Annotated in this window: 14 protein-coding genes; 3 read left to right on the forward strand and 11 right to left on the reverse strand. The window is 59.9% G+C overall.

Annotation, left to right across the window (positions count from 1 at the left end):
- Positions 1–104: 104 nt before the first annotated feature.
- Entirely contained in the window at positions 105–320 is a 216-nt protein-coding gene (locus C1896_02795) for a 30S ribosomal protein S21 (protein ID AZZ43946.1), read from the reverse strand.
- A gap of 196 nt (positions 321–516) precedes the next feature.
- Here C1896_02795 and tsaD point away from each other — a divergent pair, with 196 nt between their 5' ends.
- Positions 517–1542, forward strand: a complete 1026-nt coding sequence (gene tsaD, locus C1896_02800; GenBank protein ID AZZ47499.1) for a tRNA (adenosine(37)-N6)-threonylcarbamoyltransferase complex transferase subunit TsaD — start codon at positions 517–519, stop codon at positions 1540–1542.
- A gap of 11 nt (positions 1543–1553) precedes the next feature.
- On the opposite strand, the gene C1896_02805 is transcribed toward tsaD, so the two are convergent.
- Positions 1554–2123, reverse strand: a complete 570-nt coding sequence (locus C1896_02805; protein AZZ47500.1) for a glycerol-3-phosphate acyltransferase — start codon at positions 2121–2123, stop codon at positions 1554–1556.
- A 75-nt stretch (positions 2124–2198) separates the two neighbouring features.
- Between C1896_02805 and folB the strand changes: the two genes are divergently transcribed.
- Together folB and folK are read left to right on the forward strand one after the other, a co-directional pair.
- Positions 2199–2552 carry a dihydroneopterin aldolase gene (gene folB, locus C1896_02810; protein ID AZZ43947.1) on the forward strand — a complete coding sequence of 118 codons (354 nt, stop codon included), beginning with the start codon at positions 2199–2201 and terminating at the stop codon, positions 2550–2552.
- Positions 2543–3079: a 2-amino-4-hydroxy-6-hydroxymethyldihydropteridine diphosphokinase gene (gene folK / locus C1896_02815; protein AZZ43948.1), complete on the forward strand. Its 537-nt coding sequence runs from the start codon at positions 2543–2545 to the stop codon at positions 3077–3079. Before folB ends, folK begins: the two co-directional genes overlap by 10 nt.
- Before the next feature lie 53 nt (positions 3080–3132).
- On the opposite strand, the gene C1896_02820 is transcribed toward folK, so the two are convergent.
- From C1896_02820 to pdxA, 9 genes are all read right to left on the reverse strand, one after another.
- On the reverse strand, positions 3133–4344 hold the full coding sequence (locus tag C1896_02820; protein ID AZZ43949.1) for a multifunctional CCA addition/repair protein: 1212 nt from the start codon (positions 4342–4344) through the stop codon (positions 3133–3135).
- A gap of 93 nt (positions 4345–4437) precedes the next feature.
- A complete protein-coding gene (locus tag C1896_02825) occupies positions 4438–5991 on the reverse strand; it encodes a SpoVR family protein (protein AZZ43950.1) in 1554 nt (517 codons plus the stop codon).
- 10 nt (positions 5992–6001) lie between these two features.
- On the reverse strand, positions 6002–7273 hold the full coding sequence (locus tag C1896_02830) for a hypothetical protein (protein AZZ43951.1): 1272 nt from the start codon (positions 7271–7273) through the stop codon (positions 6002–6004).
- 92 nt (positions 7274–7365) lie between these two features.
- A complete protein-coding gene (locus C1896_02835) occupies positions 7366–9288 on the reverse strand; it encodes a PrkA family serine protein kinase (GenBank protein AZZ43952.1) in 1923 nt (640 codons plus the stop codon).
- Between the two features lie 270 nt (positions 9289–9558).
- Complete coding sequence (locus C1896_02840) at positions 9559–9888, reverse strand: thiosulfate sulfurtransferase GlpE (GenBank protein ID AZZ43953.1); 330 nt, start codon at positions 9886–9888, stop codon at positions 9559–9561.
- Positions 9885–10706 (reverse strand): diadenosine tetraphosphatase, encoded by an 822-nt coding sequence (locus tag C1896_02845; GenBank protein ID AZZ43954.1) that lies wholly within the window; start codon positions 10704–10706, stop codon positions 9885–9887. The genes C1896_02840 and C1896_02845 overlap by 4 nt, the downstream gene beginning before the upstream one ends.
- Positions 10703–11086 (reverse strand): Co2+/Mg2+ efflux protein ApaG, encoded by a 384-nt coding sequence (locus tag C1896_02850; protein ID AZZ43955.1) that lies wholly within the window; start codon positions 11084–11086, stop codon positions 10703–10705. Before C1896_02850 ends, C1896_02845 begins: the two co-directional genes overlap by 4 nt.
- A gap of 26 nt (positions 11087–11112) precedes the next feature.
- Positions 11113–11910: a 16S rRNA (adenine(1518)-N(6)/adenine(1519)-N(6))-dimethyltransferase gene (locus C1896_02855; protein ID AZZ43956.1), complete on the reverse strand. Its 798-nt coding sequence runs from the start codon at positions 11908–11910 to the stop codon at positions 11113–11115.
- Between the two features lie 260 nt (positions 11911–12170).
- Entirely contained in the window at positions 12171–13154 is a 984-nt protein-coding gene (pdxA, locus tag C1896_02860) for a 4-hydroxythreonine-4-phosphate dehydrogenase PdxA (GenBank protein AZZ43957.1), read from the reverse strand.
- Positions 13155–13232 lie beyond the last annotated feature (78 nt).

Genomic DNA, 13232 nt, shown 5'->3' on the forward strand with positions numbered 1-13232 from the left:
GGAATGAAAAAAACTCCGGCCTTTCGCCGGCTGGCGAAGCGGAGTCTCCTTCAAATGCAAAGCCCGGCATTGGCCGGGCTTGATGCAGCGTCAGCAGTACTGGATCAGTACAGGCGAACGCTACGGCGCTGTTCGCGCTGCACTTTCTTAGCGTGACGCTTGACTGCGGCAGCAGCTTTACGCTTGCGCTCAGCAGTAGGCTTCTCGTAGAACTCACGGCTGCGGACTTCGGCCAGAACACCGGCCTTTTCGCAAGAACGCTTGAAGCGACGCAGAGCTACGTCGAATGGTTCGTTCTCTTTAACTTTAACGTTGGGCATCCAGGACGTACCTTCACTTGTTTACCGGTTACAACGCGCTTCGGCAAATATCGCGAGCACGCTGGTTTTAAGGGTTGCGGATGTTAACGCCTTGCCGCGTGGAATGCAAAGCCCCTTATCGAAAAGCGCTGGTCGGTCGCTGGCCCCGGCGATTAATATGCGCGGCTTCATTCGCTTCTTTGGAAAGGTCGTGCCCATGCTGGTTCTGGGGCTGGAAACTTCATGTGACGAGACCGGTGTTGCACTGTATGACAGCGAGCACGGCCTGTTGGCCGACGCGCTGTTCAGTCAGATCGATCTGCACCGCGTCTATGGAGGCGTGGTGCCAGAGTTGGCGTCGCGTGATCACGTCAAGCGGATGCTGCCGCTGATCCGTCAGGTGCTCGAAGAGGCCGGGCGCGAATCCAGCCAGATCGACGCGGTGGCGTATACGGCCGGCCCCGGCCTGGTGGGCGCGCTACTGGTTGGCGCTTCTTGCGCACAGGCGATGGCGCTTGCCTGGGGTGTGCCGGCAATCGGCGTGCACCATATGGAAGGACATCTGCTGGCGCCGATGCTCGAAGAGCAACCGCCGGCGTTTCCCTTCGTTGCGTTGTTGGTTTCCGGTGGGCACACCCAACTGGTCCGAGTCGATGGCATCGGTCGCTATGAGCTGCTGGGCGAATCGGTAGACGACGCCGCCGGAGAGGCTTTCGACAAGACGGCCAAACTGATGGGGCTGCCCTACCCGGGTGGTCCGGAAATCGCAGCGCTTGCTGAGCGCGGGATGCCGGGGCGATTCACCTTTCCACGACCAATGACAGATCGGCCTGGGCTGGATTTCAGCTTCAGCGGCCTCAAGACGTCCACCCTGACGACCTGGCAGCAACGACAGAGTGCCGGCGATGAGGGTGAGCAAACCCGCTGTGATATCGCGCTGGCTTTTCAGCAAGCCGTTGTCGATACGCTGACCATCAAATGTCGACGTGCTCTGCTGCAGACGGGGTTGAATAGTCTGGTCATCGCCGGTGGTGTGAGCGCCAATACGGCATTGCGCCAGAGCCTGGAGACGATGCTCGCCGAGCTGAAGGGGCGGGTGTTCTATGCCCGTCCGCGTTTCTGTACCGACAATGGGGCGATGATTGCCTACGCCGGCTGCCAGCGTTTGCTGGCGGGTCAGCAGGATGGTCCCGAGATATCGGTACAGGCGCGCTGGCCAATGGAAACGCTTCCGGCAATTTGACGCCGGTTAGCTTAAAAATGTCGCTCTCTGCCTTTAGACAGGTCGCGCAGGTTGTTACGGTGACGCCAGGCGATGAGCGCGGCCAACAATGCCATAGGCCAGAGCGCCGTAGGTTGCATCCAGGCAAGAAGGGGCAGGCAGAGCGGTAGTGCGACCAGTGCGGCCAGTGAACTGGTGCGTGACAACGTGAAAACAGCCAGCCAGATGAGCAGCGCCAGCAATGCCGTTGCGGGATGCAGGCCAAGCAAGACGCCAGCGGCGGTGGCCACGCCTTTGCCCCCACGAAAGCGGAAGTACAGCGGATATGAGTGGCCCAATACTGCGGCAATGCCGATCCAGGCTTGTTGCTCGATCGTCAGGCCCAGTGCGGCGGCAAGCAGCACCGGCAGTAGGCCTTTGAGCAAATCACCGAACAGGGTGCTGATGGCCAGGCCTCTGCCGGCCAGTCGCAGCATATTGGTGGCGCCGGGATTGCCGGAACCGCCGGCGCGTGGATCGGGTGCGCCGGTCAGGCGACTGAGTAGAATGGCGAATGAAAGCGAGCCGGTCAGATAGGCGAGCAGTGCTAATTGCCAGAACATGGCATTCATCCGGGGCAAGGAGCTCCTGAGTCTAACGGCCTGTCATGAAGTTGTCGTGCCGAGGGAGAACGTTGCGTGGATACAGTTTTCATCGAAGGGCTGGAAGTGGATACGCTGATCGGCGCCTATGAGTGGGAGCGCGGCATTCGACAATGCTTGCGGCTGGATCTGACCCTCGGCTGGGACATCCGTCCCGCCGCCCAGAACGACGAACTGGATAAAGCGTTGGACTACGCCGAAGTGACTGCCTCCATTGATCGTTTCGCTCAAACGTCACGCTTCGAGCTGGTAGAAACCTTTGCCGAACGCCTGGCTGCTTCCCTGATGAGTGAGTTCGGCATTCCATGGTTGCGGCTACGGGTGACCAAACCGGGCGTCAACCCGCGCGCAAAAGCGTTGGGTGTGGAGATCGAACGCGGATGCCTCTGACTCGCGTACTGCTGGGGCTCGGCAGCAATAACCGCCGTGAGCGGAATCTGGCTGCCGGTCTCGATGCGCTGGAAAAGCTGCTCGGAGACATGCGCTGTTCACCCGTTTTTGAAAGCCTTGCGGTGGGCTACAAGGGTGACCATTTCTACAACCTCGTGGTGTCCGGTAGCACCGAGTTGCCGTTGATGGAGCTGGACCGACGGCTCAAGTTCATCGAAGCGGATAACGGACGCTACGCGCCGGACCGCAAAGGTCTACCGCTGGATATTGATGTGCTGATGTATGGCGATCTGCAGGGCAATTTTCATGGATTGCAACTGCCGCGGCCGGAGACGCTGAAAAACGCTTTCGTGCTCTGGCCACTGGCATTGCTTTCGCCGGAGGTGATGCATCCCGAAGCCGGGCGGTGCTTCGCTGAATTGTGGCGGGAATCGGTCATCGAGCAGCAGCTGTGGCCGGTGCGTTTTCAGTGGAAAGGCGAGGAGTTGACGCCAGCGTCGTTGTTGTCCGCCGCGGACCCGCGCTGACGTCGCCTTGCGAGGAGCGCGGGTTCCTCGCGTCGCAACACGACAAGCGCTGATCAGTTGGCGTTGCCTTGATGGAGGCGTTGATATTGGTGGACAGCCTCCAGCCGTTCGCGTTTGAGTGCCTCTCCTAGTTCTGCGCCCTTGTGACCCTGTTCAATGAGTGGCTTCACCTGTACCGCGCAGGCATGCTCGGCGGCTCCGCGCAGGTATTCGGCCTGCGGATAGGCGTGCCCCTCGTGACCGCTCTGCGCGTCCATAGCGCAGCAGGCGACGAACTGCTCGAAGCGTTCCGGGCGGCGGTAAATGTCGAAATGCTGCAGCAACTCGAACAACGTCTGCGCCGGCAGTGACATGGCCTGATGGCCGAGCGAGTAGAATTCGCCGACCAGTCTGGCCAACTCCTGGCAGTCCCGCGGCACTTTGTAACGCGTGCTGACGATGTCAATTGGCGATGTTTTGGCTGTTTCCGAACTCGGCGCATCGAGGTCAGCTGTCTGTCCCAGCGGCATCAGTAGACAGGCCCAACGCACTGTTAGGGGCTGAGCATGAGCGGCGCATCTGTGTAGCACCTCGAGTGTGTGTTTGCCGGCCTGGGTACCATCCTCGAGCGGTAACGTCTCGTCGAATAGCCGGTCGATTTCCGGAAACAGCTCCTTCAAGGCGCCGCAGTCGCGTAAGACTTGTATGAAGACGTCAGGGCGAGGCTCCATCAGCGCGCGGGCGATTTCCTTCCAGCTGCGTTCCGGTGTCAGGGCCAGTAGCTCACCCGATTCCGCGAGCTGGCGCATCAGTACCTGGGTTTCAGGCGCCACGCCAAAGCCGAGCTCGGCATAACGCGCGGCAAAGCGCGCCACGCGCAACACCCTTAAAGGATCTTCGGCGAAGGCGGGGGATACGTGCCTGAGCTGGCGAGCGGCGAGGTCGGCCTGGCCGCCGTAGGGGTCGATCAGCTGGCCCTGCTCATCCTCGGCCATGGCGTTGATGGTCAGATCGCGGCGGATCAGGTCTTCTTCGAGAGTCACTTCGGGGCTGGCATAGAAGGTGAACCCGCCGTAACCGCGACCGCTTTTGCGCTCGGTGCGGGCCAGTGCGTATTCCTCGCCAGTGACCGGATGGAGGAACACAGGGAAATCTGCGCCCACCGGGCGAAAACCTTTGGCCTGCATCTCTTCGGCACTGGAGCCGACGACCACCCAGTCCACCTCGGTCACAGGGCGTCCCAGCAACCGGTCACGTACCGCTCCGCCGACTTTATAGATTCGCATGCAGTCCTCCATTGCGGCGGAGGATAAACGAATGCCCCGAAGCAGCAAGCTGCGACTGCTCTCGGGGATCCGATCTGAAGTGGTGTGTAATCGTCAGATGGGTGGCAGCGCCAGATTCATACCGGGATATTTGGCCTCAGCGTCCGTGTCGACTCTCGGCGGCATGTGGTGCGTGGCGATCAGCTTGTCATCCTGCATCGATTGCAGGTGCACATCGAACCCCCAGAGCCGATGCAGGTGTTTGAGGACCTCGTCGGTGGAGCCGCCCAAGGGTTTGCGGTCGTGCTGCTGGTGGCGCAGGGTCAGCGAGCGATCACCGCGGCGATCGACGCTCCAGACCTGCACATTGGGTTCACGATTGCCGAGGTTGTATTGGGCTGCAAGCAATTCGCGGATGGCGTGGTAGCCATTTTCATCATGGATGGCTGGCACCAGCAATTCATCCTTGCGATCGTCGTCGAGGATGCTGAACAGCTTGAGGTCGCGGATAACCTTAGGTGAAAGGAACTGCAGGATGAAGCTCTCGTCCTTGAAGTTGTTCATCGCGAACTTGACCGTGGTGAGCCAGTCGCTGCCGGCGATATCCGGGAACCAGTGTTTGTCTTCCTCGGTGGGGTGCTCGCAAATCCGGCGAATGTCTTGGTACATCGCAAAGCCCAGAGTGTAGGGATTGATGCCGCTGTAGTACGGGCTGTCAAAGCCGGGCTGGTATATGACGCTGGTGTGTGACTGGAGGAACTCCATCATGAAGCCATCGGTTACCAGGCCTTCGTCGTACAGGTCGTTGAGCAGCGTGTAGTGCCAGAAGGTCGCCCAGCCTTCGTTCATGACCTGCGTCTGGCGTTGTGGATAGAAATACTGTGCGATCTTGCGCACGATCCTCACCACTTCGCGCTGCCAGGGCTCCAGCAGCGGCGCATGCTTTTCGATGAAGTAGAGGATGTTCTCCTGTGGTTCAGCGGGGAAGCGCTGGTCTCGCTGACGCTCGTCTTCCTTTTCGCCAAATTTGGGAATGGTCCGCCAGAGATCATTGATCTGTTTCTGTAGGTGCTCTTCGCGATCCTTCTGCCGCCGCCGCTCTTCCTCGGCTGAAATCGGGTAGGGACGCTTGTAGCGGTCGACCCCGTAGTTCATCAGGGCGTGGCAGGAGTCGAGCAGGTCTTCCACCGCGTCGATCCCGTGGCGCTCCTCGCACTGCATGATGTACTGCTTGGCGAACACCAGGTAATCGATGATCGAACTGGCGTCGGTCCAAGTGCGGAACAGGTAGTTGCCTTTGAAAAAGCTGTTGTGGCCGTAACTGGCGTGGGCGATCACCAGCGCCTGCATGGTGATGGTGTTCTCTTCCATGAGGTAGGCGATGCAAGGATCGGAGTTGATCACGATCTCGTACGCCAGGCCCATCTGCCCACGGGTATAGGATTTTTCTGTGCTTAGGAAATGCTTACCGTAGGACCAATGATGGTAGCCCAGCGGCATGCCTACGGAGGCATAGGCGTCCATCATCTGCTCGGCAGTGATGACCTCGATCTGGTTGGGGTAGGTGTCCAGCGCATAGCGCTCGGCGATGCGGCCGATCTCACGGTCGTAGGTACGGATCAGATCGAAGGTCCATTCCGAGCCGGTGGAAATGGGCTGTCGTTTCATGCTGCTTACCTCAGCTAGCCATGCGCCGCTGGAATAGCTCGCGGAACACCGGATAAATGTCCCCTGCTGTCACCAGCTGCTGCTGGGCGAACGAGTCGCCGAAGGCCTCGGCCACTTGGTTGTATTCGTACCACAGAGCCTGATGTTCGCGAGGGGTGATTTCGACGTAGGAGAAGTACTGGACGAACGGCATGATCTGGTTGATCAGAATGTCCCGGCATACCGGCGAGTCGTCGTTCCAGTTATCACCGTCGGAAGCTTGCGCGGCATAGATGTTCCACTCGTTGGCCGGATACCGTTCGGCCATGATCTCCTGCATCATTTTCAGCGCACTGGAGACGATGGTGCCGCCGGTTTCGCGGGAGTAGAAGAACTCCTCCTCGTCGACTTCCTTGGCGCTGGTGTGATGGCGGATGAACACCACCTCGATCTTGTCGTAGTTCCGCTTGAGGAACAGGTACAGCAGGATGAAGAAGCGCTTGGCGATGTCCTTGGTGGCCTGGGTCATCGACCCGGACACGTCCATCAGGCAGAACATCACCGCTTTCGAGCTTGGGTTGGGATGTTTGACCAGCAGGTTGTACTTGAGGTCGAAAGTGTCGAGAAAAGGCACGCGATGAATTCGCGCGCTGAGTCGTTCGATCTCCTCTTCAACCGCCTGGATGTCAGTGAAATTGGCGGGTTCTTCCAGCTTGAGTCGCGCCAGCTCGGCTTTTACCTCGCGCAGTTTCGCGCGGCTGCTTCCGGACAGGGCAATCCTGCGCGCGTGAGCCGAGCGAAGGGTACGAACGATGTTGATGCGTGACGGATTGCCTTCGTTGCTGATCCCGGCGCGGACTGTCTTGAAGGTGTCGGTGCCGGTCAGGTGGCGTTTGACCAGGTTGGGCAACTCCAGATCCTCGAACATAAAGTCGAGGAATTCTTCCTGGGTAATCTGGAACACGAAGTCGTCCATGCCTTCGCCGCTGTTGCTGGCCTGGCCAGCCCCTTGGCCACCGCCGCCGCCTTGTGGGCGAGGGATGCGCTCACCGGCAATGAACTCCTTGTTTCCGGGATGCACGATGGTTTGCCGACCGCCGCGACCGTGGTGAAGGATCGGCTCATCGGTATCTCGGCCGGGAATACTGATCTGTTCACCGTGCTCCATATCGGTAATGGAACGGCGTCCAACGGCCTCCTCCACGGCTTTCTTGATGTGTCCTCGGTATCGCTGCAAGAAGCGCTGGCGATTGACCGTGCTCTTGTTTTTGCCGTTCAGACGGCGGTCGATCACGTAACTCATACGAGCCCTCCGGGCTGAGCTGAAGTCGCGGGCCGCGAGCCGGAAGCGTGCTGCTTTGGCTTCCAGCTCCGGCTCCAAGCCCTCAGCTGCTCTTACTGCGATTTACGTACGCGCAGATACCATTCCGAGAGTAGGCGAACCTGCTTCTCGGTGTAGCCGCGCTCGACCATACGCACGACGAAGTCGTTGTGCTTCTTCTGATCTTCCTTGCTGGCCTTGGCGTTGAAGCTGATGACCGGAAGCAAATCCTCAGTGTTGGAGAACATTTTCTTCTCGATCACCACGCGCAGCTTCTCGTAGCTGAGCCAGGACGGATTCTTGCCGTTGTTGTTGGCGCGGGCACGCAACACGAAGTTGACGATCTCGTTGCGGAAGTCCTTCGGATTGCTGATGCCGGCTGGCTTCTCGATCTTTTCCAGCTCTTCGTTGAGCGCCATACGGTTGAGGATCTCGCCGGTTTCCGGGTCCCGGTATTCCTGATCTTGAATCCAGAAATCCGCATAGAGTACGTAACGGTCAAAGATGTTCTGGCCGTACTCGCTGTAGGACTCGAGGTAAGCGGTCTGGATTTCCTTGCCGATGAAGTCGACGTAGCGCGGCGCCAGGTACTCCTTGATAAAGCGCAGATACCGCTCGCGAATCTCGGCTGGGAATTGCTCCTGCTCGATCTGCTGCTCCAGCACGTAAAGGAGATGCACCGGGTTCGCGGCGATTTCATGGGGATCGAAGTTGAACACCTTGGACAGGATCTTGAAGGCGAAGCGGGTGGAAAGCCCATTCATGCCCTCGTCGACCCCGGCCGTATCGCGATATTCCTGCATCGACTTGGCCTTGGGGTCAGTGTCCTTGAGGTTCTCGCCGTCGTAGACCCGCATCTTGGAGTAGATGTTGGAGTTTTCTGGCTCCTTCAGGCGGCTCAGCACTGAGAACTGCGCCAGCATTTTCAGCGTATCGGGCGCGCAGTGGGCTTTCGACAGCGAGCTGTTGAACAGCAGCTTGTCGTAGATTTTGATCTCGTCGCTCACCCGCAGGCAGTACGGCACCTTGACGATGTAGATTCGGTCGATGAAGGCTTCGTTGTTCTTATTGTTGCGGAAGGTATGCCATTCCGACTCGTTCGAGTGGGCCAGCAGTATGCCGTTGTAGGGAATCGCACCGAGCCCTTCGGTGCTGTTGTAGTTGCCTTCCTGGGTGGCGGTCAGCAGCGGATGCAGCACCTTGATAGGCGCCTTGAACATCTCGACGAACTCCATCATGCCCTGGTTGGCGCGGCACAGCGCGCCTGAGTAGCTGTAGGCGTCGGCGTCGTTTTGTGGAAATTCCTCGAGCTTGCGGATATCGACCTTGCCCACCAGCGCCGAGATGTCCTGGTTGTTCTCATCGCCCGGCTCGGTCTTGGCAACCGCGATCTGATTGAGGATCGAGGGATAGAGCTTGACCACGCGGAACTGGCTGATATCGCCGCCGAACTCCTGCAGTCGCTTGGTGGCCCAGGGGGACATGATCGAGCTGAGGTAGCGACGGGGAATGCCGTAATCCTCTTCGAGGATCTGCGCATCTTCAGCCGGGTTGAACAACCCCAGGGGCGACTCGAATACCGGCGAACCCTTGATGGCATAAAAGGGTACTCGCTCCATCAGTTGCTTGAGCTTCTCGGCGAGCGATGACTTACCGCCGCCCACCGGGCCCAGCAAATAGAGGATCTGCTTCTTCTCCTCCAGGCCCTGCGCGGCGTGGCGGAAATAGGAAACGATCTGGTCGATGCAATCTTCCATTCCGTGGAAGTCTTCAAAGGCGGGATACCGGCGGATGACTTTGTTGGAGAAAATCCGCGAAAGTCGCGAGTCGGCAGAAGTGTCGATCAGTTCGGGCTCGCCAATCGCCATCAACAGGCGTTCGGCTGCAGTTGCGTAGGTTCCCCGGTCTTCCTTGCACAGGTCGAGGTATTCCTGAAGCGAATACTCTTCCTGACGGGTTGCTTCGAATCGTTGCTGGAAATGGCTGAAAATGCTCATTGACTTCACCTCGGACGATGCTCGGAGCCGGTGTTGTCATCATGCATTCAGGTACGGCCGCCTTACCGGCCTGTGGAGTTCCCCCGAACACCTGATGGTCGAAACTGAGGCCCGGTAGCCGCTGCACGGCTTCCACCTGTTTGGATGGCCTGCACTGAAGGATAGTTCGGATTCGGCAAGGTCAAGGGAGGAGAGGTGTTATTGCCGCTGCGTTTCGTCGGAAGGGAGGCTCAAGGCCGCATTATCTGCGGCCTAGGCGGGCGTGATTTTTTAGGCGGGATCGCCTTGTTCAGTGTCTTGCGGAAACGCTTGTCGCCAAAGCTCGAATCCGCCGTCAAGGCTGTAGACGTCTGAAAAACCCTGGCCTACCAGATAGGCGGCTGCGCTCTGGCTGGAGTTGCCGTGGTAGCAGACGACTATCAGCGGTTGGTCGAGATCAGCGGTAGCGATGAAGTCTGGCAAGGATTGGTTGTCCAGATGTGTCGAGCCGGTGACGTGACCATTGGCGAAGCTGTGCGGGTCGCGGATGTCGACGATCACGCCGCCTTCGCTGCGCAGCGACTGCGCCTGCTCGGGTGAAATACGTTTGAACTCGGTCATGGCTTGGCCTCACAGTCGCAGCTGTACAGTTCGTTGCTGTCCACATTCATCAGTGTCATGGAATTGCCCCATACGCAGCCGGTATCCAGCGCGTAGACGTTCGGCTCGTCGCAATTGCCTTCCAGCGCGGCCCAGTGGCCGAAAATGATCTTTTCGCCGCGGGTTTTGCGAGTGGGGTGGCTGAACCAGGGCGCGAACCCGGCGGGTGCTGAGTCGAGGCCTTCTTTGGCTTCGAGATCGAGGGTGCCGTCAGCTTTGCAGAAGCGCATCCGGGTGAAATAGTTGGTGATCAGACGCAACCTAGGGATGCCGTGCAGCTCCTTGCTCCACTTGGCCGGCTGGTTACCGTACATGCCGTCGAGGAAGGGTTGCAGCATAGCGTCATCGCGAAGCGCCTGTTCGACCTCGGCCGCACGGCGCAGGGATTTGCTTAGTGTCCATTGCGGTGGGATGCCGGCATGAACCATGGTGACCTGGCGTTCGGCATCGTGGTGGACCAGTTTCTGCTGACGCAGCCAGAAGATCAGGTCGGCTCGGTCGGGCGCATCGAGGATCGGCTGAAGCGTGTCGGACTTCTTCAGCCGCTCGACCTTGTGCGTGACGGCCAACAGATGCAAGTCATGATTACCCAGAACGGTGACACCCGAACTGCCCAGGTCTCGCGCGAAGCGCAATGCTTCCAGCGATTGTGGGCCGCGGTTGACCAAGTCGCCAGCCAGCCACAGGCAGTCGCGTGATGGGCTGAAGTCAACTTGTTTGAGAAGACAGAGCAAGGGTTCGAGGCAACCTTGCAGGTCGCCGACAGCATAGGTAGTCAATGCAGGGCTCCCGGTACCGCCAGCCGAAACGGCGCGATCGTGGCATCGAAGCGGTGCCCGTCCTCGGCAAGCATTTGATAACTGCCCTGCATCGTGCCGACGCGTGAGGCCATCAGCGTGGCGCTGGTGTAGACATGGCGATGGCCGGGGGCTAGTACCGGCTGCTCCCCCACCACGCCTTCGCCGCGCACTTCCTGCACCTGACCGTCCCCATCCGTGATGATCCAGTGGCGTGACAGCAACTGAGCTGTGAGCTCGCCCTTGTTTTCGATGGTTACGGTGTAGGCAAAGGCAAAACGGTTTTGTTCTGGCTGTGACTGGTCTGCGAGGTAGGCCGGGCGGACATTGACGTCGATCCGGTAGCGGAGGTCTTCAGACATGGTGTGCTCCTTCGCGTAGGTCGCTTTCAGCCGCGGGCAAATAATTGATCCGATAGTCTTACGAACGCGGCGAGGTCCAGCTGTTCCGGGCGCAGGCTACCATCGACGTCGGCGGCGGCGATCGCATCTGCGTCCAGCAGCCCCTTGAGGGTGTTGCGCAGCGTCTTGCGGCGCTGATTGAAGGCCTGGCGAACCACGGTCTCCAGCTGCCGGTGATCCCGCGCAGGATGCGGCAACACCTCGTGCGGGACCAGACGCACGATGGCTGAGTCGACTTTCGGCGCCGGGTTGAAAGCGCCAGGGCCCACGTTGAACAGATGTTCGACGCGGCAGTGGTACTGCACCATGATCGACAGCCGCCCCCAGTCGCCACCACCTGGCTCTGCGGCAAGGCGCTCGACCACTTCCTTCTGCAGCATGAAATGCATGTCGCGGATCAGGCTGGCGTGATCGAGCAGGTGAAAGATCAGCGGCGTGGAGATGTTGTACGGCAGGTTGCCAACGATGCGCAGGCTGTTTGGCTCCGAGCTTAACTGGGCGAAGTCGAATTTCAGCGCATCGCCCTGGTTCAGGGCGAAGTTCTCGCGGTCGGCAAATTTCTGTTGCAGGATCGGAATCAGGTCCAGGTCCAGCTCGACCACGTCTAAGTGCGCACCGCTGTCTAGCAGACCTTCGGTCAGTGCGCCCTGGCCCGGCCCGATCTCGACGATCCGCTCGCCCGGTTTGGCATGGATGGACCGCAGGATGCGATGGATCACGCCCGCATCGTGAAGGAAATTCTGGCCGAAACGCTTGCGCGCGCGGTGTTGGTAGTTCTCGGACATATACAGCAGTCTCAGGAGCAGCTGGAAGCGTGAGGCTTGCAGCTGGGAGCGAAAAGGCCCGCAGTTTAGCAGCTGCGGTCGCTGAGGCGAGTGCCCCCGCCGCGGGCCATTGCGGTTCGGAGGCGCGCTGGAAAGTCCGGAAGCGGTTTTTGTCGACTCCAGACCGCTGTTCCGGCCGCTGCTCGACAGGCTGCGGCCGCCACGCCGATCCGTTTCAGGTGTATGCCTTACGCCCGAACAGGGTGTGCTGCGTGCTGCTTTTAGCTGGCGCTCATCTCATACGCCGTTTCCAGCGCGACTTGCAGGCTGCCGGTGTCGATTCGGCCAGTGCCTGCAAGATCCAGCGCGGTGCCGTGATCGACCGAGGTGCGTACGATCGGCAGCCCCAGCGTGACGTTGACGGCTGCGCCAAAGCCCTTGTACTTGAGCACCGGCAACCCCTGATCGTGGTACATCGCCAGCACCGCGTCGCAGTGTTCGAGGTGTTTGGGCGTGAACACTGTGTCAGCCGGTAGCGGGCCGATAAGGTCGAGCCCGTCGCTTCGCAGTATTTCCAGCGTTGGCTCGATGACCTCGATTTCCTCGCGGCCCAAATGTCCGCCCTCACCAGCATGTGGGTTGAGCCCGCAGACCAGAATCCGGGGATGGGCAATGCCGAATTTTGCTACAAGGTCGTTGTGCAATATGCGCGTCACACGCTGCAGCCGCTTGGCAGTGATGGCTGCCGGCACCTCCTTAAGCGGCAGATGGGTGGTGACCAGTGCAACCCGTAACCCACGCGTGGCCAGCATCATGACGACCTGCTCTGTGCCGGTCAGCTCCGCGAGAAATTCGGTGTGTCCTGAAAACGAGATGCCTGCCTCGTTGATGACGCCCTTGTGCACCGGCGCAGTGATCATGCCGGCAAAGCTGCCATCAAGGCATCCGTTACCGGCGCGTGTCAGCGTCGTTAGCACATAGTCTGCGTTCGCCGGGTTGAGCTGGCCGCTTATGGCCGGCGCAGCGAGCGGCGTGTCCCAGACATACAGGCTGTTGGCGGGTGCCGGCTGGTTCGGCCAGCTGCCTGGGGCAACGTCAATCACGGTGATGTCCAGTCCAAGCTCGGCTGCGCGGGTGCGTAGCAGCTCGGAACTGGCGATGGCGACCAAGGCGTGAGGGTGGCTGTCGCGTGCGAGCAGCAAACAGAGGTCCGGACCAATACCGGCGGGCTCGCCGGGCGTCAGGGCGAAACGTTTGACGGTCATCTCTAGGCCTTTGGGCTGATGAAATGAAGCGGGCCGGCCGATTGGCCGGCCCGCTGAGGCGTCGCTGACGGGCAACTC

Source organism: Pseudomonadaceae bacterium SI-3 (genome assembly GCA_004010935.1).
Taxonomy (GTDB): Bacteria; Pseudomonadota; Gammaproteobacteria; order Pseudomonadales; family Pseudomonadaceae; genus Stutzerimonas.

Excerpts from the sequence above, each read along its gene's own strand:
- C1896_02795 (AZZ43946.1), bottom strand. The coding sequence starts at position 320 with ATGCCCAACGTTAAAGTTAAAGAGAACGAACCATTCGACGTAGCTCTG.
- pdxA (AZZ43957.1), bottom strand. The coding sequence starts at position 13,154 with ATGACCGTCAAACGTTTCGCCCTGACGCCCGGCGAGCCCGCCGGTATT.
- C1896_02820 (AZZ43949.1), bottom strand. The coding sequence starts at position 4,344 with ATGCGAATCTATAAAGTCGGCGGAGCGGTACGTGACCGGTTGCTGGGA.
- C1896_02850 (AZZ43955.1), bottom strand. The coding sequence starts at position 11,086 with ATGTCTGAAGACCTCCGCTACCGGATCGACGTCAATGTCCGCCCGGCC.
- C1896_02840 (AZZ43953.1), bottom strand. The coding sequence starts at position 9,888 with ATGACCGAGTTCAAACGTATTTCACCCGAGCAGGCGCAGTCGCTGCGC.
- C1896_02825 (AZZ43950.1), bottom strand. The coding sequence starts at position 5,991 with ATGAAACGACAGCCCATTTCCACCGGCTCGGAATGGACCTTCGATCTG.
- folK (AZZ43948.1), top strand. The coding sequence starts at position 2,543 with ATGCCTCTGACTCGCGTACTGCTGGGGCTCGGCAGCAATAACCGCCGT.
- C1896_02855 (AZZ43956.1), bottom strand. The coding sequence starts at position 11,910 with ATGTCCGAGAACTACCAACACCGCGCGCGCAAGCGTTTCGGCCAGAAT.
- C1896_02805 (AZZ47500.1), bottom strand. The coding sequence starts at position 2,123 with ATGTTCTGGCAATTAGCACTGCTCGCCTATCTGACCGGCTCGCTTTCA.
- tsaD (AZZ47499.1), top strand. The coding sequence starts at position 517 with ATGCTGGTTCTGGGGCTGGAAACTTCATGTGACGAGACCGGTGTTGCA.
- C1896_02830 (AZZ43951.1), bottom strand. The coding sequence starts at position 7,273 with ATGAGTTACGTGATCGACCGCCGTCTGAACGGCAAAAACAAGAGCACG.
- C1896_02835 (AZZ43952.1), bottom strand. The coding sequence starts at position 9,288 with ATGAGCATTTTCAGCCATTTCCAGCAACGATTCGAAGCAACCCGTCAG.